Source organism: Comamonas aquatica, assembly GCF_018064205.1.
In the GTDB taxonomy this organism is placed as follows: domain Bacteria; phylum Pseudomonadota; class Gammaproteobacteria; order Burkholderiales; family Burkholderiaceae_C; genus Comamonas; species Comamonas aquatica.
Window position 1 is genome coordinate 150,182 of the sequence record NZ_CP072916.1, and the last position, 23,846, is coordinate 174,027.

At 63.0% G+C, this 23,846-nt stretch carries 23 protein-coding genes and 2 tRNA genes; 16 read left to right on the forward strand and 9 right to left on the reverse strand.

Features of this window, described 5'->3' with window-relative positions; all coding sequences use genetic code 11:
• The 6 genes from KAQ61_RS00660 (at nt 1) to KAQ61_RS00685 (ending at nt 3,761) form a co-directional block, all read left to right on the forward strand.
• On the forward strand, nt 1-1,416 hold the full coding sequence (locus KAQ61_RS00660; RefSeq protein ID WP_042419916.1) for a cytochrome b: 1,416 nt from the start codon (nt 1-3) through the stop codon (nt 1,414-1,416).
• Between the two features lie 17 nt (nt 1,417-1,433).
• Nucleotides 1,434-2,192, forward strand: coding sequence for a cytochrome c1 (locus KAQ61_RS00665; protein ID WP_042419913.1), 759 nt, complete (start codon nt 1,434-1,436; stop codon nt 2,190-2,192).
• A 108-nt stretch (nt 2,193-2,300) separates the two neighbouring features.
• The gene (locus KAQ61_RS00670; protein WP_042419909.1) at nt 2,301-2,912 is read left to right on the forward strand and encodes a glutathione S-transferase N-terminal domain-containing protein; all 612 of its coding nucleotides are present in this window, start codon (nt 2,301-2,303) and stop codon (nt 2,910-2,912) included.
• A gap of 55 nt (nt 2,913-2,967) precedes the next feature.
• Nucleotides 2,968-3,498, forward strand: coding sequence for a ClpXP protease specificity-enhancing factor (locus KAQ61_RS00675; RefSeq protein ID WP_210930168.1), 531 nt, complete (start codon nt 2,968-2,970; stop codon nt 3,496-3,498).
• Nucleotides 3,499-3,545: 47 nt separating this feature from the next.
• Nucleotides 3,546-3,621 (forward strand) — tRNA-Thr (locus tag KAQ61_RS00680).
• Nucleotides 3,622-3,685: 64 nt separating this feature from the next.
• Nucleotides 3,686-3,761, forward strand: a tRNA-Thr gene (locus tag KAQ61_RS00685).
• A gap of 59 nt (nt 3,762-3,820) precedes the next feature.
• Here KAQ61_RS00685 and KAQ61_RS00690 read toward each other — a convergent pair.
• On the reverse strand, nt 3,821-4,147 hold the full coding sequence (locus KAQ61_RS00690; RefSeq protein WP_043379894.1) for a hypothetical protein: 327 nt from the start codon (nt 4,145-4,147) through the stop codon (nt 3,821-3,823).
• A gap of 228 nt (nt 4,148-4,375) precedes the next feature.
• On the opposite strand from KAQ61_RS00690, the gene secA reads away from it, so the two are divergent.
• The 4 genes from secA (at nt 4,376) to KAQ61_RS00710 (ending at nt 10,126) form a co-directional block, all read left to right on the forward strand.
• Nucleotides 4,376-7,096 carry a preprotein translocase subunit SecA gene (gene secA, locus KAQ61_RS00695; protein WP_210930169.1) on the forward strand — a complete coding sequence of 907 codons (2,721 nt, stop codon included), beginning with the start codon at nt 4,376-4,378 and terminating at the stop codon, nt 7,094-7,096.
• 102 nt (nt 7,097-7,198) lie between these two features.
• Nucleotides 7,199-8,428, forward strand: coding sequence for a bifunctional glutamate N-acetyltransferase/amino-acid acetyltransferase ArgJ (argJ, locus tag KAQ61_RS00700; RefSeq protein ID WP_210930170.1), 1,230 nt, complete (start codon nt 7,199-7,201; stop codon nt 8,426-8,428).
• A gap of 282 nt (nt 8,429-8,710) precedes the next feature.
• Entirely contained in the window at nt 8,711-9,643 is a 933-nt protein-coding gene (locus KAQ61_RS00705) for an ATP-binding protein (RefSeq protein WP_043379904.1), read from the forward strand.
• Nucleotides 9,644-9,664: 21 nt separating this feature from the next.
• Nucleotides 9,665-10,126, forward strand: coding sequence for a (deoxy)nucleoside triphosphate pyrophosphohydrolase (locus tag KAQ61_RS00710; protein WP_210930171.1), 462 nt, complete (start codon nt 9,665-9,667; stop codon nt 10,124-10,126).
• 103 nt (nt 10,127-10,229) lie between these two features.
• Here KAQ61_RS00710 and KAQ61_RS00715 read toward each other — a convergent pair whose 3' ends face one another.
• From KAQ61_RS00715 to KAQ61_RS00745, 7 genes are all read right to left on the reverse strand, one after another.
• The gene (locus tag KAQ61_RS00715) at nt 10,230-10,439 is read right to left on the reverse strand and encodes a DNA gyrase inhibitor YacG (protein ID WP_045267488.1); all 210 of its coding nucleotides are present in this window, start codon (nt 10,437-10,439) and stop codon (nt 10,230-10,232) included.
• Nucleotides 10,440-10,465: 26 nt separating this feature from the next.
• Entirely contained in the window at nt 10,466-11,221 is a 756-nt protein-coding gene (zapD, locus tag KAQ61_RS00720) for a cell division protein ZapD (RefSeq protein ID WP_210930172.1), read from the reverse strand.
• A 94-nt stretch (nt 11,222-11,315) separates the two neighbouring features.
• A complete protein-coding gene (gene coaE, locus KAQ61_RS00725; RefSeq protein WP_154163335.1) occupies nt 11,316-11,924 on the reverse strand; it encodes a dephospho-CoA kinase in 609 nt (202 codons plus the stop codon).
• A 2-nt stretch (nt 11,925-11,926) separates the two neighbouring features.
• Nucleotides 11,927-12,796, reverse strand: a complete 870-nt coding sequence (locus KAQ61_RS00730; RefSeq protein WP_210930173.1) for a prepilin peptidase — start codon at nt 12,794-12,796, stop codon at nt 11,927-11,929.
• Complete coding sequence (locus tag KAQ61_RS00735; RefSeq protein WP_045267485.1) at nt 12,796-14,019, reverse strand: type II secretion system F family protein; 1,224 nt, start codon at nt 14,017-14,019, stop codon at nt 12,796-12,798. The genes KAQ61_RS00730 and KAQ61_RS00735 overlap by 1 nt, the downstream gene beginning before the upstream one ends.
• 51 nt (nt 14,020-14,070) lie before the next feature.
• Complete coding sequence (gene pilB / locus KAQ61_RS00740) at nt 14,071-15,816, reverse strand: type IV-A pilus assembly ATPase PilB (protein WP_210930174.1); 1,746 nt, start codon at nt 15,814-15,816, stop codon at nt 14,071-14,073.
• Nucleotides 15,817-15,974: 158 nt separating this feature from the next.
• Nucleotides 15,975-16,904 (reverse strand): polyprenyl synthetase family protein, encoded by a 930-nt coding sequence (locus KAQ61_RS00745; protein ID WP_210931650.1) that lies wholly within the window; start codon nt 16,902-16,904, stop codon nt 15,975-15,977.
• 210 nt (nt 16,905-17,114) lie between these two features.
• Here KAQ61_RS00745 and rplU point away from each other — a divergent pair, with 210 nt between their 5' ends.
• The 4 genes from rplU to proB all read left to right on the forward strand — a co-directional run bounded on the left by rplU (nt 17,115) and on the right by proB (nt 20,159).
• Entirely contained in the window at nt 17,115-17,426 is a 312-nt protein-coding gene (gene rplU / locus KAQ61_RS00750; RefSeq protein ID WP_042417032.1) for a 50S ribosomal protein L21, read from the forward strand.
• 18 nt (nt 17,427-17,444) lie between these two features.
• On the forward strand, nt 17,445-17,705 hold the full coding sequence (gene rpmA / locus KAQ61_RS00755; RefSeq protein ID WP_042416998.1) for a 50S ribosomal protein L27: 261 nt from the start codon (nt 17,445-17,447) through the stop codon (nt 17,703-17,705).
• Nucleotides 17,706-17,868: 163 nt separating this feature from the next.
• Nucleotides 17,869-18,942: an Obg family GTPase CgtA gene (cgtA, locus tag KAQ61_RS00760; protein WP_042416995.1), complete on the forward strand. Its 1,074-nt coding sequence runs from the start codon at nt 17,869-17,871 to the stop codon at nt 18,940-18,942.
• An 80-nt stretch (nt 18,943-19,022) separates the two neighbouring features.
• The gene (gene proB, locus KAQ61_RS00765) at nt 19,023-20,159 is read left to right on the forward strand and encodes a glutamate 5-kinase (RefSeq protein ID WP_042416992.1); all 1,137 of its coding nucleotides are present in this window, start codon (nt 19,023-19,025) and stop codon (nt 20,157-20,159) included.
• A gap of 70 nt (nt 20,160-20,229) precedes the next feature.
• On the opposite strand, the gene KAQ61_RS00770 is transcribed toward proB, so the two are convergent.
• Nucleotides 20,230-20,886, reverse strand: a complete 657-nt coding sequence (locus tag KAQ61_RS00770) for an RNA pyrophosphohydrolase (protein ID WP_042416989.1) — start codon at nt 20,884-20,886, stop codon at nt 20,230-20,232.
• 92 nt (nt 20,887-20,978) lie between these two features.
• Here KAQ61_RS00770 and KAQ61_RS00775 point away from each other — a divergent pair, with 92 nt between their 5' ends.
• Together KAQ61_RS00775 and KAQ61_RS00780 are read left to right on the forward strand one after the other, a co-directional pair.
• Nucleotides 20,979-22,724 (forward strand): proline--tRNA ligase, encoded by a 1,746-nt coding sequence (locus KAQ61_RS00775; RefSeq protein WP_210930175.1) that lies wholly within the window; start codon nt 20,979-20,981, stop codon nt 22,722-22,724.
• Between the two features lie 129 nt (nt 22,725-22,853).
• Nucleotides 22,854-23,516, forward strand: a complete 663-nt coding sequence (locus KAQ61_RS00780) for a lytic transglycosylase domain-containing protein (RefSeq protein WP_210930176.1) — start codon at nt 22,854-22,856, stop codon at nt 23,514-23,516.
• Nucleotides 23,517-23,846: the final 330 nt, after the last annotated feature.

A 23,846-nucleotide genomic window follows, 5' to 3' on the forward strand; every position in this document is an offset into this window, starting at 1 on the left:
ATGGCCCACGAATTCAAAGACATCGATCCCAACGCGTCCACGGGCGCCAAGGTGACGAACTGGTTCGAGAACCGTTTCCCCACGGCATTCTCGGCCTACAAGGTTCACATGTCGGAGTACTACGCTCCGAAGAACTTCAACTTCTGGTACATCTTCGGCTCGCTGGCGCTGCTGGTGCTGGTGATCCAGATCGTGACCGGCATCTTCCTGGTCATGCACTACAAGCCCGACGCCGAGAAGGCGTTCGCTTCGGTGGAATACATCATGCGGGATGTGCCCTGGGGCTGGCTGATCCGCTACATGCACTCCACAGGGGCATCGGCCTTCTTCGTGGTGGTGTACCTGCACATGTTCCGCGGTCTGCTGTACGGTTCGTACCGCAAGCCGCGCGAACTGGTCTGGATCTTCGGTTGCGCCATTTTCCTGGCGCTGATGGCCGAAGCCTTCATGGGCTACCTGCTGCCCTGGGGTCAGATGTCGTACTGGGGCGCCCAGGTGATCGTGAACCTGTTTGCCGCGATTCCCTTTGTCGGTCCTGATCTGGCAATCCTGATCCGTGGCGACTACGTGGTGGGCGATGCCACGCTGAACCGCTTCTTCAGCTTCCACGTGATCGCCGTGCCCCTGGTGCTGCTGGGTCTGGTGGTGGCGCACTTGCTGGCGCTGCACGATGTGGGTTCGAACAACCCCGATGGCGTTGAAATCAAGGCGCCCGGTGCGCCCAAGGATGCCAAGGGCAACCCCCTGGATGGCATTCCCTTCCACCCCTACTACACCGTGCACGACATCTTTGGCGTGGCTGTGTTCCTGTTCCTGTTCTCGGCAGTGGTGTTCTTTGCCCCCGAGTTCGGTGGCTACTTCCTGGAATACAACAACTTCATTCCTGCGGACCCGCTGAAGACTCCGGCGCACATCGCACCCGTGTGGTACTTCACACCGTTCTACTCCATGCTGCGTGCGATCACCTCCGAGATGATGTACGTGCTGGTGGCCTGCGTGGTGCTGGCGGCTGCGTTCACGGCCTTCAAGGCCAAGATGGCCGGCTTGTTCAAGCTGGTGCTGGTAGGTGCTGCCGTGGTAGCCGTGGCGCTGATGCTGGCGATCGATGCCAAGTTCTGGGGCGTGGTGGTGATGGGCGGTGCTGTGATCATCCTGTTTGCCCTGCCCTGGTTGGATCTGAGCCCGGTCAAGTCCATTCGCTACCGCCCAAGCTGGCACAAGTACTTGTATGCGGTGTTCGTGGTGAATTTCCTGATCCTGGGCTACCTGGGGGTGCAGGCGCCTTCGCCGATTGGCGAGCGTGTGTCGCAGGTCGGTACGCTGTTTTACTTCGGATTCTTCCTGCTGATGCCCTGGTGGAGCCAGCTGGGAACGCCCAAGCCCGTGCCTGACCGCGTGAATTTCAAGCCCCACTGAGCTAGGAGCGAACAACAATGAAAAAACTGATTCTCACGCTGTTGACCGCTCTGGGTCTGGCAGGCGGTGTGCACGCTGCCGGTGGTGGTCTGATTGCCCTGGACAAGGCGCCGGTGGATGTGTCCAACCAGGCCTCATTGCAAAACGGCGCCAAGCTGTTTGTGAACTACTGCCTGGGTTGCCACTCGGCGGCGTCCATGCGCTTCAACCGTCTCAAGGACATTGGTCTGACCGATCAACAGATCAAGGACAACCTGCTGTTCACCACCGACAAGGTGGGTGAAACCATGGTGGCGGCGGTGGACCCCAAGCAGGCCAAGGAGTGGTTTGGTGCCAACCCACCGGATCTGTCGGTGATCGCGCGCTCGCGCGCCAGCGCCCAAGGCTCTGGGGCGGACTACCTGTACACCTTCCTGCGCACGTTCTACCGTGATGAGGCCAAGGCCACTGGCTGGAACAATCTGGTGTTCCCCTCGGTCGGCATGCCGCATGCGCTGTGGCAGCTGCAGGGTGAACGTCATGCGATCCTGGAAAATGTCGAGGTGCATGGTCAAAACACCCAGGTGTTCAAGGGCTGGGAAACCATTTCTCCGGGCACAATGAGCGCACAAGAGTACGATCAGGCCGTCGGTGATTTGGTGAACTTCCTGCAATGGATGGGGGAACCAGCCCAGAATACACGCATTCGCGTCGGTGTTGGCGTCTTGATCTTCCTGGGCATCTTCATTCTGATTGCCTGGAGATTGAACGCCGCATTCTGGAAAGACGTCAAATAAATAGATAGACTGCAGCCGCTTTGCATTTCGGTGCAGAAACGGTTTGGTCACAGCGGAGTGGGCGCTTTTGAAGCGTCCCACTCTTTTTGATTTTTAGGAGCTTCCGCCATGATGGTGCTTTACTCGGGAACGACTTGCCCATATTCCCACCGCTGCCGCTTTGTGCTGTTTGAAAAGGGAATGGACTTCGAGATCCGTGATGTGGACTTGTACAACAAGCCCGAAGAGATCGCGGCGATGAACCCTTATGGCCAGGTGCCGATCCTGGTCGAGCGCGATCTGATCCTGTACGAGTCGAACATCATCAATGAGTACATCGACGAGCGCTTCCCCCACCCCCAACTGATGCCTGGCGATCCGGTGGACCGTGCGCGCGTGCGCCTGTTCCTGCTGAACTTCGAAAAGGAGTTGTTCGTGCATGTGAACACGCTGGAGCAGCGCAACGTCAAGGGCAACGAAAAGGACGTGGAAAAGGCCCGTCAGCACATTCGTGACCGCCTGACGCAGCTGGCCCCCGTGTTCCTGAAGAACAAGTACATGCTGGGCGAGGGCTTCTCCATGCTGGATGTGGCGATTGCGCCTCTGCTGTGGCGCCTGGACTACTACGGCATCGAGCTGAGCAAGAACGCGGCGCCGCTGCTGAAGTACGCCGAGCGCATCTTCTCGCGCCCCGCTTACATTGAAGCGCTGACACCTTCCGAGAAGGTGATGCGCAAGTAATTGCGCCTGCCCCGAGCACCGATCTACTGCTTTTGCTGTTTGCTGGAATTTGTACATGAACGAGCCCACCACCACTTCGACACGGCCGTACCTGATTCGTGCCATTCATGAGTGGTGCACGGACAATGGCTTGACGCCCTACCTGTCCGTGCGCGTGGATCGTTCCGTGCAGGTGCCCCGCGAGTTTGTGAACGAGGGCGAGATCGTGCTCAACGTCAGCTATGACGCCACGGGCAGCTTGCAGCTGGGCAACGAGTTCATTGAATTCAAGGCCCGTTTCGGTGGCAAGCCGCGCGACATCATGGTGCCGGTGGAGCGTGTGCAGGCGATCTATGCCCGCGAGTCGGGGCAAGGCATGTCGTTCCCGGTGGTGGACGATGTCCTGGCAGATGTGCCGGACGAGGTGCTGGATGTGGCAGGCGCTGTGGACGTGGCGTCGCCAGAAGCTGCTGCGCCTGACGAGCCAGCGCCCGCACAGGTGGTGCAGCTGGTCACTTCCGGCGCCAAGCCGCAGGTGGAGGAGGGTGACGAGCCGCGTCCTCCCACGCCTGCCACAGGCCGTCCCGCCCTCAAGCGGGTGAAGTAAGCGGATATTTTTTCGGCCGTGAAACTTGTATTAGAATCGCGGTCTTCGCCGGTTTAGCTCAGTTGGTAGAGCACCCGCCTTGTAAGCGGTAGGTCGTCAGTTCGAATCCGACAACCGGCACCATCTCTGGTGCTTTTTCTTTGAAGTACCTTGTCCCTTCGGCAGCCTCTGGCCTGTGTTGCGGACCGCCGGTTTAGCTCAGTTGGTAGAGCACCCGCCTTGTAAGCGGTAGGTCGTCAGTTCGAATCCGACAACCGGCACCATCCATTGTTCCGATCACACTTCCCGCATACTGGGATTGACTGCGTTCGCTGTTCCAGTTTCACAGCGGGCTTTGCCATGGTGCGGCGTGCAGCACCTTGAGCTGGATGCGTGCCACGTTCCAGCCTTTGGTGCGCAGGTGGGCCTCCAGTCCTGGCAGCAGATAGCGGACCTTGGTCGCAGCGGCCGATGTCTTGACCAGCAACCACCAGCTGTCACCTTCAATCGGCCCGGCCTGCACGCTGTGGCGCAAGCCGGGCGGGAGCAGGGGGGTGATGGCCTTCAGGCGCGCATTCGCCTCCCGTGCCTGGCCGATCAACTGGGACAGGGCGGGGGAAGCCTGGGAGGCTTGCTCCAGCGAAATGGCGAAATGGCGGCGCGAATGCATGGTGGAGTGTCCGGATGGGGCTCACATTATCCGTGTCTTGCGTTGTATGTGGGTGCATGCGGCATCCCTGCGGGTGCCGAAGTGAAAGCGGCAGTTAGAATCAATTTTTGGCTTTCAGCCGATGGGCTCTTGCTTTATCGCTGAATGAGCCCATCTGCATGGCAACTCTACATTAGGGATTTGGCCGCTTCCGGTGCCCATGGCGACTGGTGCGCGGCTTCCGTTCGCATGGTCAACTTTCTCACCAAACTTTTCGGCAGCCGCAACGACCGGCTTCTCAAGCAGTACCGCAAGACGGTGGCGCGCATCAATGCGATGGAGCCTGAGCTGGAAAAGCTCGATGACCAGGCGCTGAAGGCCAAGACCCAGGAGTTCCAGTCACGTTTGGGGCAGGGCGAGTCCCTGGACGATTTGCTGCCCGAAGCCTTCGCCGTGGTGCGCGAGGCCTCCAAGCGCGTGCTGAAGATGCGCCACTTCGATGTGCAGCTGATGGGCGGTATCGGTCTGCACCAGGGCAAGATTTCGGAAATGCGCACGGGCGAAGGCAAGACGCTGACCTCGACCCTGCCGGTGTACCTGAATGCGCTGACCGGCAAGGGCGTGCACGTGGTGACCGTGAACGACTACTTGGCCAGCCGCGATGCGGAGACCATGCGCCCGCTCTACCACTTCCTGGGCCTGTCCGTGGGGGTGAACCTGCCCCAGGCACCGCGCGAGGAAAAGCAGTTGGCTTACCTGGCTGATATCACCTACGGCACCAACAACGAATACGGTTTCGACTACCTGCGCGACAACATGGTCTACGACAAGGCCGATCGCGTGCAGCGGGGCCTGAACTACGCCATCGTTGACGAGGTGGATTCCATCCTGATCGATGAGGCGCGCACGCCGCTGATCATCTCCGGCCAGGCCGATGACAACACGGCCATGTACCAGGCCATCAACCAGCTTGCTCCCCAGTTGGTGCGCCAGGAGGGTGAGGCCGACCCCCGCACGGGCGAAGGCGTGACCAAGCCCGGCGACTTCACGGTCGACGAGAAGAGCCATCAGGTGTTCCTGACCGAAGACGGTCACGAAAAGGCGGAGCAGATTCTGACCGCCGCCGGCCTGCTGGCCGAAGGCGCGTCGCTGTACGACCCCTCCAACATCGCGCTGGTGCACCACCTGTACGCCGCCCTGCGTGCCCACCACATCTACCACCGTGATCAGCACTACGTGGTGCAAAACGGTGAAGTGGTGATCGTGGACGAGTTCACCGGCCGTCTGATGAGCGGCCGCCGCTGGAGCGAAGGCCTGCACCAGGCCGTGGAAGCCAAGGAAGGTGTGGCCATCCAGGCTGAGAACCAGACCATGGCCTCCATCACCTTCCAGAACTACTTCCGCCTGTACAGCAAGCTGGCTGGCATGACGGGCACCGCGGATACGGAAGCCTTTGAATTCCAGAGCATCTATGGCCTGGAAACCGTGGTCATCCCGCCGAACAAACCCAGCCGCCGCGAGGACCAGCTGGACCGCGTCTACAAGACCACGCAGGAAAAGTACAACGCCGCGATTGACGACATCCGTGCGTGCCATGAGCGCGGCCAGCCTGTGCTGGTGGGTACGACCTCGATCGAGAACTCGGAAATCATTGCCCAGCTGCTGACCCAGGCCGGCCTGCCCCACCAGGTGCTGAACGCCAAGCAGCACGCCAAGGAAGCAGACATCATCGCCCAGGCAGGGCGCAAGGGCATGATCACCATCGCCACCAACATGGCGGGTCGTGGTACCGACATCGTGCTGGGCGGCAACATCAGCAAACAGGAAGCGGAGATCGCCCACAACCCCGAGCTGGATGACGCCGCCAAGGCCGAGCAGATCGCTGCGCTGCACGCGCAGTGGCGCCAGGACCACGAAGAGGTCAAGGCCCTGGGCGGGCTGCGCATCATCGCCACCGAGCGCCATGAGTCGCGCCGCATCGACAACCAGCTGCGCGGCCGTTCCGGCCGCCAGGGCGATCCTGGCTCTTCGCGTTTCTACCTGAGCCTGGATGACCAGCTGATGCGCATCTTCGCGGGCGACCGCGTGCGCGCCATCATGGACCGCCTGAAGATGCCCGAAGGCGAAGCCATCGAGGCAGGCATCGTGACCCGCTCCATCGAGTCGGCACAGCGCAAGGTTGAGGCACGCAACTTCGACATGCGCAAGCAGCTGCTGGAATACGACGACGTGTCTAACGACCAGCGCAAGGTGATCTACCAGCAGCGCAACGAGATCCTGGATGCCGAGGACCTGACCGAGATGATCAACGTCATGCGCGAGGACTGCGTGGCCGATCTGGTGCGCCAGTACGTGCCGGCCGAATCCATGGAAGAGCAGTGGAACCTGCCAGCGCTGGAGAAGGCGCTGGCCGAGTGGCACGTGTCCGTGGACCTGCAGGGCATGATCAAGGACTCGGACAGCATCACCGACGAAGAGATCCTGGAAACCTGCGTCAAGGCCGCCAACGACCTGTACCAAGGCAAGCTGGACCTGGTGGGCTCCGAGCAGTTCATGAACTTCCAGCGTGCCGTGCTGCTGCAAAGCTTCGACACCAACTGGCGCGACCACCTGGCGGCGCTGGACTACCTGCGCCAGGGCATCCACCTGCGCGGCTTTGCGCAAAAGCAGCCCAAGCAGGAATACAAGCGCGAAGCCTTCGAGCTGTTCCGCCAGCTGATCGACCAGGTCAAGAACGAAGTCACGCGTGTGCTGCTGACCGTGCGCATCCAGCAGCCCGAGCAGCTGGACCAGGCGGCGCAAAGCATCGAAGACCGCGCCGAACATGTGCCCGGCATGAACTACTCGTCCGCCGATGGCGACAAGAGCGACAGCTTCGAGCTGCCGCCCGGCGCGCGCGTGGGGCGCAACGACCCCTGCCCCTGCGGCAGCGGCCAGAAGTTCAAGAACTGCCACGGCAAGCTGAGCTGATACGGCACGCTTCACCAAAGAACACACACGGGCTGCGGCCCGTGTTCTTTTTTGTCCCGATAATGGCTGTCTCACTGTTTTATCTCGGTAGGAAGTCCTGCAATGCCCGTGAATTTGCCCGTCCCCGTCGCCGCTGACCTGCATCCGGTTGCCGGTGTGCGCATTGGCGTCACCGAAGCCGGTGTGCGCAAAGCCAACCGCAAAGACCTGACCGTGTTCCTGCTGGACGAAGGCGCCAGCGTGGTCGGCGTGTTCACGCAGAACCGTTTCTGTGCGGCGCCCGTGCAGGTCAGCCGCGAGCATCTGGCGGCCGGGCAGGGCATCCGTGCCATGGTCATCAACACGGGCAACGCGAATGCCGGCACCGGTGCCGCCGGCTTGGCCAATGCCCGCGCCACCTGCGCGGCCCTGGCCCAGGCGCTGGGCGTGGCGCCTGAGCAGGTGCTGCCGTTCTCCACCGGCGTGATCATGGAAGAGCTGCCTGTGGACCGCATCGTCGCTGGCCTGCCAGCGGCCATCGCCGCGGCCCAGCCCGACAACTGGGCCACCGCCGCCGCAGGCATCATGACCACCGACACCCAGCCCAAGGCCTACAGCCGCCAGGTGGTGCTGGGTGGCAAGACCGTCACCGTCACCGGCATCAGCAAAGGCGCGGGCATGATCCGACCCAACATGGCCACCATGCTGGGCTATGTGGCCACCGACGCGGCAATCGCGCCCGCGCTGCTGCAGGACCTGGTCAAGGAGCTGGCCGATGGCTCCTTCAATCGCGTGACCATCGACGGTGACACCTCCACCAACGACTCCTTCGTGCTGGTGGCCACACACCAGGCCGGCAATGCCGAGGTGACGGGCTGGAGCAGCCCGGAGGCCCAGGCCTTGAAGGCCGCGCTGCTGGAGGTCTCGCGCCTGCTGGCCCAGGCCATCGTGCGCGACGGCGAAGGCGCAACCAAGTTCATCACCGTGCAGATCGACGGCGGCAAGACCGAGGAAGAATGCCGCCTGGCGGCCTATGCCATCGCGCACTCGCCCCTGGTCAAGACGGCCTTCTTCGCCTCCGACCCGAACCTGGGTCGCATCCTGGCGGCCGTGGGCTACGCCGGCATCACCGATCTGGACCAGACGAAGATCGAACTGTTCCTGGACGACGTGCACGTCGTCGTGAACGGTGGCCGCAACCCCGCCTACCAGGAGGCCGACGGCCAGCGCGTGATGAAGCAGCCCGAGATCACCGTGCGCGTGAACCTGGGCCGCGGCATGGCCAGCCAGACCGTCTGGACCTGCGACTTCAGCCACGACTACGTGACCATCAACGCCGATTACCGCTCTTGATAAAGGTAGCGTTGCCAAGCGCAATGCCCTGCAGGCTTGGTGGCAATCGTTTGCCGTGGCGCTGCCACTGTCTGCATCATTGCGCCGCGCCTGCACAGCACTGGCCGGCTGAGCGTTGTGCAACGCTGCAAACGCAATGAGGAGCCTGGTGGCTCCTTTGTGTTTTAGGAGCTGCTGGCGCTGGTAAATCAATCCTTTCAAGGTGTTTTCTATTTGAAATGCTTTGAAATCAAGCGCAAACAGCTATCAAAAAATGAATGGAGGCAGACAGTGCAAGATGTGATGAATCCTTTGGAGCGTTTGGTGGAGCGTGCCGAGCAGCTGATGCAGCGCATCGAGTCGGTGCTGCCCCAGCCCCTGCAGGCACCGGCCGACTGGAATGCGGCCATCGCCTGGCGCTACCGCAAGCGCGCGAATGGCTGCGGCGTGCTGGAGCCGGTGCGCCATGTGGGCGCCATGCAGCTGTCGGACCTGCAGAACGTGGACGTGCAGAAGGACAAGATTGCGCGCAACACCGAGCAGTTCGTGCAAGGCCGCACGGCCAACAACGTGCTGCTGACGGGCGCGCGCGGCACGGGCAAGTCGTCGCTGATCCGCGCCTGCCTGCACGCCTATGCACCGCAGGGCCTGCGCCTGATCGAGGTGGACAAGGTGGACCTGACCGACCTGCCCGACATCGTCGACGTGGTGGCCGGCCGGCCCGAGAAGTTCGTCATCTACTGCGACGACCTGAGCTTTGAGGAGGGCGAGCCCGGCTACAAGGCCATGAAGTCCATCCTGGACGGCTCGGTCTCTGCCGCCACGCCGAACGTGCTGGTCTACGCCACCAGCAACCGCCGCCACCTGCTGCCCGAGTACATGACCGACAACCTGACGCATTCCAAGGGCGAGCACGGCGAGATCCACCCAGGTGAGGTGGTGGAGGAGAAAATCTCCCTGTCCGAGCGCTTTGGCCTGTGGGTCAGCTTCTACCCCTTCAGCCAGGACGAGTACCTGCGCGTGGTGGCCCAGTGGCTGCGCGCCATGGGCCTGGACGATGCGGCGATTGCGGCCGCGCAGCCCGAGGCCCTGGTCTGGGCGCTGGAACGCGGCTCGCGCAGCGGTCGCGTGGCCCAGCAATTTGCGCGCGACTATGCCGGCCGCAGCGAACGCCCGGTGGCCGTGCGCCACCGTATTGCCGATGTCGATGGCCTGAGCGACGGCGCGGAAATCTGATTGTTTGAAAAGAGTCCCCCAGTGAGTACCCCCCTTGCCCAACAACCCACCGAAGTCGCCGTAGGCGTGCTGATCCGCGAGAGCGACGGCGCCCTGCTCATCACCAGCCGCCCCGAGGGCAAGCCCCGCGCGGGCTGGTGGGAGTTTCCCGGGGGCAAGCTGGAAGCCGGCGAGAGCGTGGAGCAGGCGCTGCGTCGCGAGCTGCAGGAGGAGCTGGGCATCACCATCCGCAACTGCCTGGCCTGGAAGGTGACCGAGCATGCCTACAGCCATGCCCTGGTGCGCCTGCACTGGTGCAAGGTCACGCAGTGGGACGGCGATTTTGAGATGCGCGAAGGCCAGCAGATGGCCTGGCAGCAATTGCCCCTGAGCGTGCGCCCGGTGCTGGAAGGCTCGCTCCCCGTGCTGCAGTGGCTGAGCGAGGAGCGGGGGCTACCGTTCGATGCGGCCGTCTATGCCGAAACGGCGTTATCGGAAAAGTGAGCGGTCAGCGCGCTTGCCGTATGGATTAGGCACTTGAAGTACCTTCAAAACAAGTAAGGAGCTGCGCGTGCAGCTCCTTTTTTTGTAGGTGCGCGCCGCGCACTCAGTCTTCGACGCGCGGGTCGCCGTACTGGTTGTCCTGTGGGGGCTGGGCAGGCACGCGGAAGCTTTCAGCCGCCCAGGCGCCCAGGTCGATGTCCTTGCAGCGCTGGCTGCAAAACGGTCGCGCCGCATTCGTGGGGGCAAACAGGCTGGGCCCGCCGCAGGTAGGGCAGGGGACGGTGGTGGAGGGAAAAGAGGCAGCGTCTCGCATGGCCCAAGTCTGTCACAGACGCCGGGTCAGGCGCACAGCGTCAGCTCGAAAGCCGCATTTTCCGTGGTGACCTGCAGGCCGCCGGCCTCATTGGGGCGCAGCAGGCGCACGGACACCATCAGGCGGTTGGCGCTGATCTCGGGCACCAGGCCGGATTCCGCATCGATGCGCAGGCGCAGCAGCTGGTAGGGGCGTCCGGCCGGCAGCGCCTGCTGGAATTGCCCACCCATCGCGGCCACTTTCTGGGGGGAGCCGGTGTCGCGCACCAGGCTGAGCAGCAGGCCCAGCGAATCTGCCAGGGGCTGCAGGCATTGGATCCACTGGTGCAGGTCGGCCCGGCGCTCGGCCGCAGGCTTGTTCTGCCAGCGGTGGTAGGCGGGCAGGTCGAAGCTGCTGGTGCCGCCGGGAATGCTGATGCGGCTGCGGATGGCCATCAGCCAGTCGTTTTCCGTCAGCGGCTGGCCGGTCTTGCCGGTCTGGGTATGCAGGACGCTGTAGCACTGCTCCAGCTTGGCAATGATGCTGTCCAGCATGTCCTGCGCAATCGCGGGATTGTCGCGCAGGCCTTCGAACAGGCTCTTGTGGCGGTCCAGGTCGCGCAGCAGGTCCGACTTGAGGTCGGCGCGGGCCGCCACTTCCATGATCTCGAAGATCGTCGCCAGGGCAAAGTGGTGGTCCACCGGCGATTCGCGCGTGACGAGTTCAAACAAACGCCGGAACAATTGTTCCAGTCGCAAATACGTGCGCAAGCGTTCGTTGAAAGGGTACTCGTAAAGAATCACGCTGGCGGTATCCCGGTGTGCTGAGGCGAAAAAATGGAGCTTGCACCAGCGGGCCAGCCCAAAGGGGCACTGGTTACAAAGTCGCTGGCTGCCATCATAGCTGTAACCATGCGGAAATTGATAGCACTTCTTGACGTAATCCAGCTAAATCAAGGCCATCGTTGTAGATCACCCAGTCTGCTGCGGCCCGGCGCTGCGCGCGCGTGGCCTGTGCCGCCATGATGCGTGCGATGGCGTCGGGGGCCAGCCCGTTGCGCGCGCTGACGCGTTGCACCTGGGTGCTTTCCTCGCAGTCGACCACCAGCACGGCATCCAGCTGCGGGCGCCAGCGCCCGGATTCCACCAGCAGCGGAATGTCGAACACCAGCCACTGCGCGCCGCAGGCTTCGGCCTGCAGGGCCTGGCGCTCGGTCAGGCTGCCCACCAGCGGGTGGACGATGGCTTCCAGCCGCTGGCGTGCGCTGGGGTCTTCAAACACCAGTTGGCGCATGAAATCACGGTCCAGGGCCCCTTGCGCATCGATCGCCGAGGCACCAAATTCGACCTCGATCTGCGGCATGGCCAAACCACCCGCCGCCGTCAGGCTGCGGGCAATCTGGTCGGCGTCGATGACCACGGCCCCTGCGGCGGCCAGCATCTGCGCCACCGTGCTTTTGCCGCTGCCAATCCCGCCGGTCAGGCCCCAGCGTTGTGCGCGCTGCATGTTCACAGGCCCAACGCCGTCAGCACGGCGCGCAGCAGGCGGTCCGGGCCGAAGAACATCGCGGTAAAGCCCGCGCCCGCCAGAAAGGGGCCGAACGGGATGTAGCCCCCCTCGCGCAGGCTGCTGCGCAGCTTCAGGGCGATGCCGATGACGGCGCCGATCACCGATGCCATCAAGATCATCGGCACCAGGGCTTGCCAGCCGAACCAGGCGCCCAGGGCGGCGAACAGCTTGAAGTCACCGTAGCCCATGCCTTCCTTGCCGGTGATCAGTTTGAAAACCCAGTAGATGGACCACAGCGACAGGTAGCCGATGGCGGCGCCCCAGACGGCGTCGCCCAGGGTCACCGAGGTCCAGCCCAGGGCAGTGGCCAGCAGGCCGGCCCACAGCAGCGGCAGGGTCAGGTCATCGGGCAGGTAGGTGGTGTCCCAGTCGATCAGCGCCAGTGCCAGCAAGGTGGCGCTGAAGCCGCACCAGGCCCAGCCTGTCGGGGTGAATCCCCAGCGGGTGATGCACCAGGCAAACAGCCCGGCCGTCGCGACTTCCACCAGGGGGTAGCGGACGCTGATCGCTGCGTGGCAGTGTGCGCATTGGCCGCGCAGGTACAGCCAGCTGAGCACCGGGATGTTCTCCAGCCAGCCTATGGGGTGTGCGCAGTGGGGGCAGCGCGAGCGGGGCTTGGACAGTGTCAGCGCGGGGGGGGTGGGTGTATAGGCCTCGCCCGCCTGTGCTGCCCGGTGCTGTGCGCATTCGGCATCCCATTGCTGCTCCATCATGCGAGGCAGGCGATGGATCACCACGTTCAAGAAGCTGCCGATCAGCAGCCCCAGCAATGCCGCCAGCGCGGCACCGCTCCATACAGAAAAGTCCATCAGACCACTTGTCCTAACTTGAAGATCGGCAGGTACATGGACACCACAATCCCGCCGATGATGCCACCCAGGATCACGATGATGATGGGCTCCATCAGGCTGGAAAGGCCTGCCACCATCTCGTCCACTTCCTGTTCGTAGAAGTCGGCCGCCTTGCCCAGCATGTGATCAATGGAGCCCGATTCCTCGCCGATGGCGCACATCTGCAGCACCATCGACGGGAAGACATCGGCACTCGTCATCGCATCGGTGAGATTGGTGCCGGTGGCAACCATCTGCTGGATCTTGTCGGTGGCTTCCCGGTAGACGCTGTTGCCCGAGGCCCCGCCGACGGAGTCCAGCGCTTCCACCAGGGGCACGCCGGCGGCGAACATGGTGGAGAGGGTGCGCGTCCAGCGTGCGACGCAGGATTTGTCGATCAGGATGCCAAAAATGGGCAGCTTCAGCAGCAGACGGTCCATCACGCGCTGCATCTTGGGACTGCGCCGCCATGCCTGCATGAAGAAATACAGGCCGCCACCGATCACGCCAAAGATCAGCCACCAATACGCGACAAAGAACTCACTGATGGCCATGACCAGTAGCGTCGGGGCCGGCAGGTCGGCGCCGAACGAGGTGAAGACTTCCTTGAACGCCGGGATCACAAAGATCATGATCACCGTCACCACCACGAACGCCACCACGATCACCGCGATGGGGTACATCAGCGCGGACTTGATCTTGCCCTTGATGGCCTCGGTCTTTTCCATGTAGGTGGCCAGGCGGTCCATCAAGGTGTCCAGGATGCCCGCAGCTTCCCCGGCCTCGATCAGGTTGCAGTACAAGGCGTTGAAGTGCATGGGGTGCTTGCGGAATGCCATGCTCAGCGAGGTGCCGGTCTCCACATCCTGGCGGATGTCGTTGAGCAGCTTGGTCACGCTGGGATTGGGGTTGCCACGCCCGACGATGTCGAACGACTGCAGCAGCGGGACCCCGGCCTTCATCATGGTGGCCATCTGGCGGGTGAACAGCGCAATGTCCTTGGGCTTGATCTTCTTGCCGGCGCGCATGCTGCGCTTCTTCAGCTTGGTGATGAAGATGCCCTGGCGGCGCAAGGAGGCCTGGACCTGGGCTTCCCCAACGGCCCGCATCTCTCCGTGCAGTGCCTTGCCCTGGCGGTCTTTGCCGGCCCATTCGTAAATGAACTCCTTTGCGTTGCTCCTGCCAGGTGCTGCGGTTGCCATAACGCTGTTCCCTCTGATCTTGATGTTGTATGGTGGTCAGGCCTGCGGCGCCTACAAATTGGTGACGGCCAGCACCTCTTCCAGCGAAGTGATGCCTTGCCGGACTTTGTCCAATCCGGATTCGCGCAGCGATTTCACGCCTTCGCTCCTGGCCTGGGCGGCAATCTCCAGGGCACTGCCGTCGCGCAGGATGATTTGTTGGATTGCTTCGGTGATCGGCATCACCTGGTAGATGCCCACGCGGCCCTTGTAACCATTGTTGCAGGCACTGCAGCCCACAGCCTTGTAGGGGACCCAGGAGCCATTCAGCTGGTGTTCCTCGTAACCGGCTTCGACCAGGGTTTCGTGTGGCACATCATGCGGCTGCTTGCATTGTGGGCACAAGCGGCGCGCCAGACGCTGGGCCGTGATCAGGATCACGCTGGAGGCGATGTTGAACGGCGCAATGCCCATGTTGCGCATGCGCGTCAACGTGGTGGGCGCATCGTTGGTGTGCAGGGTGGATAGCACCAAGTGCCCCGTCTGCGCGGCCTTGATGGCGATGTCGGCTGTTTCCAGATCACGGATTTCACCGACCATGATGACATCCGGGTCCTGGCGCAGGAAGGATCGCAGGGCGGTGGCGAAAGTCAGTCCGGCCTTTTCATTCACATTGACCTGGTTGACGCCGGGCATGTTGATTTCCGAGGGATCTTCGGCCGTGGAGATGTTGACCCCGGGTTTGTTCAGCAGGTTCAGGCAGCTGTATAGCGACACGGTCTTGCCCGAGCCGGTGGGCCCTGTGACCAGGATCATGCCGTAGGGCCGCTGGATGGCATCCAGCAGACGACCCTTTTCCTCGGGCTCGTAGCCAAGGGCATCAATGCCCATCCTGGCGCTGCTGGGGTCCAGGATACGGATCACGATCTTCTCGCCGAACAGCGTGGGCAAGGTGGACACACGGAAGTCGATGACGCGGTCAGCACCGACCTTGAGCTTCATGCGCCCATCCTGGGGAACGCGTTTTTCCGAGATGTCCAGTCGCGAGATCACCTTGATGCGCGAGGCCAGTTTTTCCTTGATGGCGATGGGCGGGCTTGCGATCTCCCGCAGTTCGCCATCGATCCGGAAGCGCACGCGGTAGCTGTGTTCGTAGGGCTCAAAGTGCAGGTCCGAGGCCCGCATGTTGAACGCGTCAATCAGCATCTTGTGCAGGAACTTGACGACCGGCGCGTCCTCGACCTCGGATGCATTGCTGTCCTTGTCGTCCGGGGCGGGCGCATCCACCACTTCGTCGAATTGGAAGTCGGCATCGGAATTGAAAGCGTCCAGGGCCTCAGAGGCACTCTTGGTGGTGGCTTCGACCAGCCGCTGCAGTTTGTCGCACTCGACGATGACCCAGTCCACCCCCATCTGGGCGGTGAATTTGATCTTCTCCGCGGCGTCCTTGTCGGTGGGGTCTGCTGTGGCCACCACCAGGCGGTTGCCGCGCTTGAGCAGGGGCAGCACCTTGTGCATGCTGCACAGCTTGGCGTCCAGCAAATCCCTGGGCAGGCGCTGGGGATCGATGGTGTCCAGGTCCAGCAGCGGTGTACGAAAGATCTGTGCGATCTGAAAGGCCAGCTCCGCCGCAGGCATGTGCCCGGATGCCACCAGCTGTGCCACGAAGCTGTTCTTGCTGGCGTGTGCCTTGCGGGCCGTCTCCAGCGCAACCGCTTCCGGGAGCTGGCCTGCGCTGACCAGGGCCCGGGCCAGCCCGGCCAGTGTCGTGTTCGAGGAGGACTGGGCGATCAAGGATGCAGTGGATGCGGCGTTCATGGGCCGTGAGTGGAATATGTTGTATTCGGGTGTGGAAAGACGCGCCTATCATCCCCGATCAAAACAGGACTGTACAGACGCAAAAAGCCTGCAGGGGCAGGCTTTTTGAAAAAGATTGACGTGGTGCACAGTCTCCTGTGCACGTTCGCGAGCCGTGATCAGGTGCGGCGCAGCAGCAGCTGTGCTGCCAGTTGCTCCATCGCCTGCGTGTAGGCATTCACGGGCAGGGCCTGCAAGGCCGCGATCGCACGCATGGCCTCGTTGTGGGCGGCCTCGCGGGTGGCATCCAGAGCGCCGGTCCGCTTGACGATGGACAGGATGCTGGGCAATTGCTCGGTGGAGCCTTGCTCGATCGCCTCGCGCACCACTTGGGCATCTTCTGGCGTGGCCCTTTGCATGGCGATGATCAGGGGCAGTGTGCATTTGCCTTCGCGCAGATCATCCCCCAGGTTCTTGCCCATTTCCGTGGCATCGCCGTCGTAGTCCAGTACATCGTCGATGATCTGGAAGGCGGTGCCCAGTGCCTGGCCATAGGTCGCGCAGGCGGCCTCGACCCTGGCGTTGGCCCCCGCCAGGATCGCGGCGATCTGGGTGCTGGCCTCGAACAGCTTGGCGGTCTTGGAGCGGATGACGTGCAGGTAGCCGGCTTCGTCTAGCGAGGCGTCATGGGTGTTGATCAATTGCTGCACTTCGCCTTCGGCGATCACATTGGTGGCATCGGAGAGCACCTGCAGGATGCGCATATTGCCGGCCTCGACCATCATCTGGAACGAGCGCGTGTGCAGAAAATCCCCCACCAGCACGCTGGCCGGGTTGCCAAAAGACTCGTTGGCCGTGGGGCGGCCGCGGCGCAGGGTCGATTCGTCGACCACATCGTCATGCAACAGGGTGGCTGTGTGGATGAGCTCCACCACGGCGGCCAGCGTGTGCTTGGTCGGGCGCTGCTCGCCCAGTGCATTGCTCACCATCAGCAGCAGGGCGGGGCGCAGGCGCTTGCCGCCGGCCGCAATGATGTACTGGGAAATCTGACCGATCAAAGGGACGCTGGTGGTCAAACGCTGTGCGATGACACGGTCCACCGCCTGCATATCGTCGGCAATCAGGGCAAGCGGGTTGGGAATGGGGTTTGCTGTAGTCAAGGTAATCGCCACCAGGAGAGGCGATGATTATAGGAAGACATCGGACAAGCCCTGTGGGGCGGCAAGGTTGTGTGTGGACGCTCATTGGCGTTTACGCGTACAATCTTGCGCTTCCGTGGAAATTCGTCCGCGGAGACTCAAGAATCGAAAGAGGTTTACATGTACGCGGTCATAAAAACCGGTGGCAAACAGTATCGTGTTGCTGCTGGCGAAAAAATCAAGGTAGAACAGATTGCTGCGGACGTAGGCCAGGAAATCGTGATCGACCAAGTTTTGGCAGTCGGCAACGGCGCAGAACTGAAGGTTGGCACTCCCCTGGTGTCCGGCGCAACTGTGAAGGCAACGGTGGTTGCTCACGGCAAGCACGACAAGGTGCGCATCTTCAAGCTGCGTCGTCGTAAGCACTACGCCAAGTCTCAAGGCCATCGCCAGCAGTTCACCGAACTGCAAATCGTGGCGATTGCCGCTTAATTCCCAAGGAGCTAAGTCATGGCACAGAAAAAAGGCGGCGGCTCTACGCGCAACGGACGTGATTCCAAGCCCAAAATGCTGGGTGTGAAGGCCTTCGGTGGCGAGTTGATCAGCGCAGGCTCGATCATCGTGCGCCAGCGTGGCACCAAGTTCCACCCCGGTACCAACGTGGGCATCGGCAAGGATCACACTTTGTTCGCTCTGGTGGACGGCCACGTGTCTTTTGACACCAAGGGCGCTCTGTCCAAGCACACCGTCAGCATCACGCCTGCTGCTTAAAGCAACACGCGTCATCTGACATCACAAAGCCCCGATGCGTCGGGGCTTTGTTGTTTTCACAAGGGCGCCAAAGCCCTTGCACAGCAAGCCAGGAAGGTCCTGGCTTATGCTTTTGGGCCGGCACCACGGGTGCCTGTCTCTCCAATGATCACGGGAAAGCCTCATGAAGTTCGTCGATGAAGCCTATATTGAAATTGCCGCGGGCGATGGCGGTAATGGCGCAGCCACGTTCCGGCACGAAAAATACAAGGAATTCGGCGGACCCGACGGTGGTGACGGTGGCCGTGGCGGCCACGTCTATGCCGTGGCCGATGTGAATCTGAACACCCTCATCGACTACCGTTACTCGCGCCGCCATGAGGCGCAGCGCGGCGAGAACGGCATGGGCAACGACATGTTCGGCGCGGCCGGCAAGGACATCACCTTGCGCCTGCCCGTGGGCACCATCATCACCGATGAAGCCACGGGCGAAGTGCTGCACGAGTTGCTGGTCCCTGGTGAAAAGATCGTGCTGGCGCGGGGCGGCGACGGCGGCTTTGGCAACCTGCGTTTCAAGAGTGCGGTCAACCGTGCTCCGCGCCAGAAGACGCCCGGGCGTCCCGGCGAGCGTTTCAGCCTGAAGCTGGAGTTGAAGGTGCTGGCCGATGTGGGCCTGCTGGGCATGCCCAACGCCGGCAAGTCGACCTTCATTTCCTCGGTCTCCAATGCCCGCCCCAAGATTGCCGACTACCCCTTCACCACGTTGCACCCCAACCTGGGCGTGGTGCGGGTCGGCCCCGAACAGAGCTTTGTGATTGCCGACATTCCCGGTCTGATCGAGGGTGCTTCCGACGGCGCCGGTCTGGGGCACCAGTTCCTGCGCCACCTGCAGCGCACCCGCCTGCTGCTGCACATCGTCGATCTGGCGCCGTTTGACGAGGCTGTGGATCCGGTCGAGCAGGCCAAGGCCATCGTCCAGGAACTCAAGAAGTACGACGAAGCGCTGTACAACAAGCCGCGCTGGCTGGTGCTCAACAAGCTGGACATGGTGCCCGCCGAGGAGCGTGCCGCCAAGGTCAAGGACTTTGTGAAGCGCTACAAGTGGAAGGGGCCGGTCTACGAAATCTCGGCCCTGGCGCGCGAAGGCACAGACCGCCTGGTGCAGGACATCTTCAAGCACGTGCAAGTCCAGCAAAAGGCCGAGCAACCCCAGGAAGCGGAGTACGATCCCCGCTTCGCTGGCGACATGCCCGTGTGAGGTTGCACCGCCGGTGCTCTTGGATCAATAGCTGCTAGCGCTTGCTGGACAAGCGTTAGAGCCTTAAAACACTCATAACAATGTCATCCCGTGTTCTGCAAGATGCGCGTCGCATCGTGGTCAAGGTCGGCTCCAGTCTGGTCACCAACGAAGGCCGTGGCCTCGACGAGGCAGCGATTGAGGAATGGTCGCGCCAGCTGGCGGCCCTGGTGCACGGCGATGACGGTGTGCGCCGCGAGGTGATCATGGTGTCCAGCGGTGCGGTGGCCGAGGGCATGAAGCGCCTGGGCTGGGCCACGCGGCCCAAGGAAATCCACGAGCTGCAGGCCGCTGCGGCAGTGGGCCAGATGGGTCTGGTCCAGATGTACGAAACCAAGCTGCGCAACCACCACGTGGGCAGTGCCCAGGTGCTGCTGACGCACGCCGACCTGGCCGACCGCGAGCGTTATCTGAATGCGCGCTCCACCTTGCTGACCCTGCTCAAGCTGGGCGTGGTGCCGGTGATCAACGAGAACGACACGGTGGTCAACGACGAAATCAAGTTCGGCGACAACGACACCCTGGGGGCGCTGGTGGCCAACCTGGTGGATGCCGATGCCTATGTCATCCTGACCGATCAGAAGGGCTTGTACACCGCCGACCCGCGCCGCAACCCCGAGGCCCGGTTCGTGCACGAAGCACAGGCCGGCAACCCCGATCTGGAGGCCATGGCCGGCGGCGCCGGCTCCAGCATCGGCAAGGGTGGCATGCTGACCAAGATCCTGGCGGCCAAGCGTGCGGCAGGCTCGGGCACCTCCACCGTGATCGCTTGGGGGCGTGAGCAGGATGTGCTGTTGCGCCTGACCCGCGGGGAGGCGATTGGGACGTTGCTGGTGGCGCCCACCCACAAGAACCAGGCCCGCAAGCAATGGATGATGGACCACCTGCAGCTGCATGGCTCGGTCACCATCGACGACGGTGCGGTGCGCAAGCTGCAGGGCGAGGGCAAGAGCCTGCTGCCCGTGGGCATGGTGGCGGTGGAAGGCGATTTCTCGCGCGGCGACGTGATCGCCGTGTGCGATGCGGGCGGCAAGGAAATCGCCCGCGGTCTGGCCAACTACTCCAGCGCCGAGGCACGCCTGCTGTGCAAGCACGCATCGTCCGAGGTCGAGCAGTTGCTGGGCTACCGGGCCGAGCCCGAGATGGTGCACCGCGACAACATGGTCGTGCTGTCCTGAGCACCTAGCCGCAGCCGCGCGGCCGCAAAAAAATCCCGCGGCACGGTGAGGTGCAGCGGGATCGGGAATCTCAGCGCGGGTTCTGGTCGTTCTGCGGATCCGGGTCAAAGCTGGCGCCGGGCGGCAACTCCAGACCGGGATTGCCCATCACGCCATGGTGGCGCAGCACGGGCGCCGGGCGTGGCGGGGCGGTAGGGGGCTCACTCTCGCGCGGGCGCATGCCGCTGCGCAAATACCGGTTGCGCTGCTGTTCGCTGCGCGGCACGTAGCGGGCCAGTTCGGTCAGCGCCATTTCATAGACGCCGCGCTTGAACTCCACCACCACATCCAGCGGCACCCAGTAATCGTTCCAGCGCCAGGCGTCGAACTCCGGGTGGTCGGTGGCACGCAGGTTCAGGTCCCAATCGTGACCCAGCAACTGCAGCAGGAACCAGATCTGCTTCTGGCCCTTGTAATGACCTCGCGCATCGCGGCGTATGTAACGATCCGGCACCTCGTAGCGCAACCAGTCCCTGGTTCGGGCCACCACGCGCACGTGGTCGGGCTTCAAACCCACCTCCTCATGCAGCTCCCGGAACATGGCCTGCTCGGGACTTTCGCCCCGGTCAATGCCTCCCTGCGGAAACTGCCAGCTGTGGGTGCGAATGCGTTTGCCCCAGAACACCTGGTTCTTCTGGTTGAGCAGGATGATGCCGACGTTCGGGCGAAATCCGTCCCGGTCAAGCATAATCGAACCCCAATTTTCTATATTGCGTTCATTATGCACGGCAGTCTGTGCCTATCAAGATTGCTGCTGCGATATCCCGCTGAATCCCCCTCATGAAAGCCTCCCAATTCTTCATCTCCACCCTCAAGGAAGCTCCGGCCGATGCCGAAGTGGTCAGCCACAAGCTCATGATGCGTGCGGGCCTGATCAAAAAGCTGGGTGCTGGCATCTACAACTACATGCCCATGGGCCTGCGCGTGATCCGCAAGGTCGAGGCCATCGTGCGCGAGGAAATGAACCGCGCTGGCGCCATGGAGGTGACCATGCCCGTGGTGCAGCCTGCCGAGCTGTGGGAGGAAACCGGCCGCTTCGAGAAGATGGGCCCCGAGCTGCTGCGCATCCAGGACCGCCACGGCCGTGACTTCGTGATCCAGCCCACCAGCGAAGAGGTGGTGACTGACATCGCCCGCCAGGAGTTCAAGAGCTACAAGCAGCTGCCCAAAAACCTCTACCAGATCCAGACCAAGTTCCGCGACGAACGCCGTCCGCGCTTCGGCCTGATGCGTGGCCGCGAGTTCACCATGAAGGACGCTTACTCCTTCGACAAGGACCGCGACAGCGCACAAATCAGCTACCAGACCATGCGCGCGGCCTACCAGCGCATCTTTGACCGCTTCGGTCTGCAATACCGTGCCGTGCGCGCCGACAGCGGTGCCATCGGTGGCGACCTGAGCGAAGAGTTCCAGGTGATTGCCTCCACCGGCGAAGACGCCATCGTCTACTGCCCCCAGAGCGACTACGCGGCCAACATCGAGAAGGCCGAGTGCCTGGCACCTGCCGGTCCCCGCCCTGCGGCATCCCAGCCCTTGCAGAAGGTGGCCACGCCCGGTAACAGCACCTGCGAAGCCGTGGCGGCGCAGCTGGGCCTGCCCCTGAGCCAGACCGTCAAGTCCCTGGTGCTGGCCACCGACACCAGCAACGAGGCCGGTGAGATTGTCCAGACCCAGGTCTGGCTGCTGCTGCTGCGCGGCGACCACGAGATGAACGAGATCAAGGTCGGCAAGGTGGAGGGCCTGGCCAATTTCCGTTTTGCCACCGTGGGCGAGATCGAAGCCCATTTCGGCTGCAAGCCAGGCTACCTGGGCCCCATCGGCCTGAAGCAGCCGGTGAACCTGGTGGTGGACCGCGAAGTGGCCGTGATGGCCGACTGGGTCTGCGGTGCCAACGACGAAGATTTCCACATCACCGGTGTCAACTTTGGCCGTGACCTGCCCGAGCCTGCCGTGGTGGCCGACTTGCGCAACGTGGTGGCGGGCGACAAGTCGCCCGACGGAGCGGGTGAGCTGGCCATCGAGCGCGGCATCGAAATCGGCCACGTGTTCTACCTGGGCACCAAGTACTCCCAGGCCATGAACGCCACCTTCCTGGGCGACAACGGCAAGCCCCAGCACTTCGAGATGGGCTGCTACGGCATCGGCATCACCCGCCTGCCGGCTGCGGCCATCGAGCAGAACCACGACGAGCGCGGCATCATCTGGCCCGACGCGATTGCGCCATTCACCGTGGTGATCTGCCCCATCGGCATGGGCCGCAGCGAGGCCGTCAAGGCCGAAGCGGAGAAGCTTTATGCCGAATTGCTGGCTTTGGGCGTGGACGTGATCCTGGACGACCGCGACGAGCGCCCCGGCGCCATGCTGGCCGACTGGGAGCTGATCGGCGTGCCGCACCGCGTGGTGCTGGGCGACCGTGGCCTCAAGGATGGCGTGGTCGAGTACCAGCACCGCCGTGCTGCCGAGGCCACCAAGCTGCCCACGGCCGACGCGCTGGCGCACCTCAAGGCCCAGCTGGGCTTGCACTGAGCCGCGAGCACCGATAAAAAAGCAGCTGCGGCTGCTTTTTTTACGCCCTGTGCGGCACCGGTTGCGGTGCACACTGGCGGCTGTGCCAGCCAGGCGCTATCTCACCCCCTGACAGAATTCGATCCCTGCATGCCACGGTCCTCGTTCTTGCCTCCACCCCAGCAACCGGGCCGGCGTGCCTGCCTGGGCCTGGCTGCGGCTTGGGCGCTGGGTCAGGCGGGGTGGGCGCAGGCCGGTGCACAGTTGGAAGAGCCGCTGGCCGATGCCGTGCGCAGCGCCTTGAGCGCGGCCGTCAGCGACCTGGCACCGCCGGAGCCGGTGTTTGCCTCCACCGACGCGCGCATCGCCTACCTGCGCTGGCTGACCACCATGAGCGATCGCCTGCAGCGCCGCAAGCCGGACTGGGAGGTGCGGCGCGACTTTCTGCAGACCGTGTGGTACGAGGCCAAGCGCGCAGGGCTGGAAGTGTCGCTGGTGCTGGGCCTGATCCAGGTGGAAAGCGGCTTTCGCAAGTTCGCGGTCTCGGTCGCCGGGGCGCGCGGCTACATGCAGATCATGCCGTTCTGGACGCGCGTGATTGGCGATGGCGATGCGGGCAAGCTGTTCCATATGCAGACCAACCTGCGCTTTGGCTGCGTGATCCTGCGCCACTACCTGGAGCGTGAGCGTGGCGACCTGTTCATGGCCCTGGGGCGCTACAACGGCAGCCGTGGCAAGGACAAATACCCCGGCCTGGTGCTGGGGGCGCAGAAGCAGTGGCAGTTCGATCCGCAGGCACTGCGCCAGGCATGAAATAAGCAGAGCAGTTGACGCAGCGCAAACAAGGGTTTCAGGGTCTAAGGGCTCTGAAACCCTTTGTTCGTCTGCGCTAGCAGCTATGTATTTGTGTGAATGTGGCAAGTTTGCGGCGCAATCAGGTGCCTGTTGCAGTGTGAATGCCGCCGTTGTTGGGGGAGCGTGGCGCGGCAGATGAGGCATGCCCAGCACTGCTGTCTGTGGGCAGGTCCTCCGGCGTGTGCTGCTGCGGGGAGGTGGTCGTCGCCTGCGGCTACAGCGTCAGGCCACGGGCGCGCTGGGCCTGGTGCTGCCCCGTCACTTCTCAAGTTATGCCAGGGTTCCGCC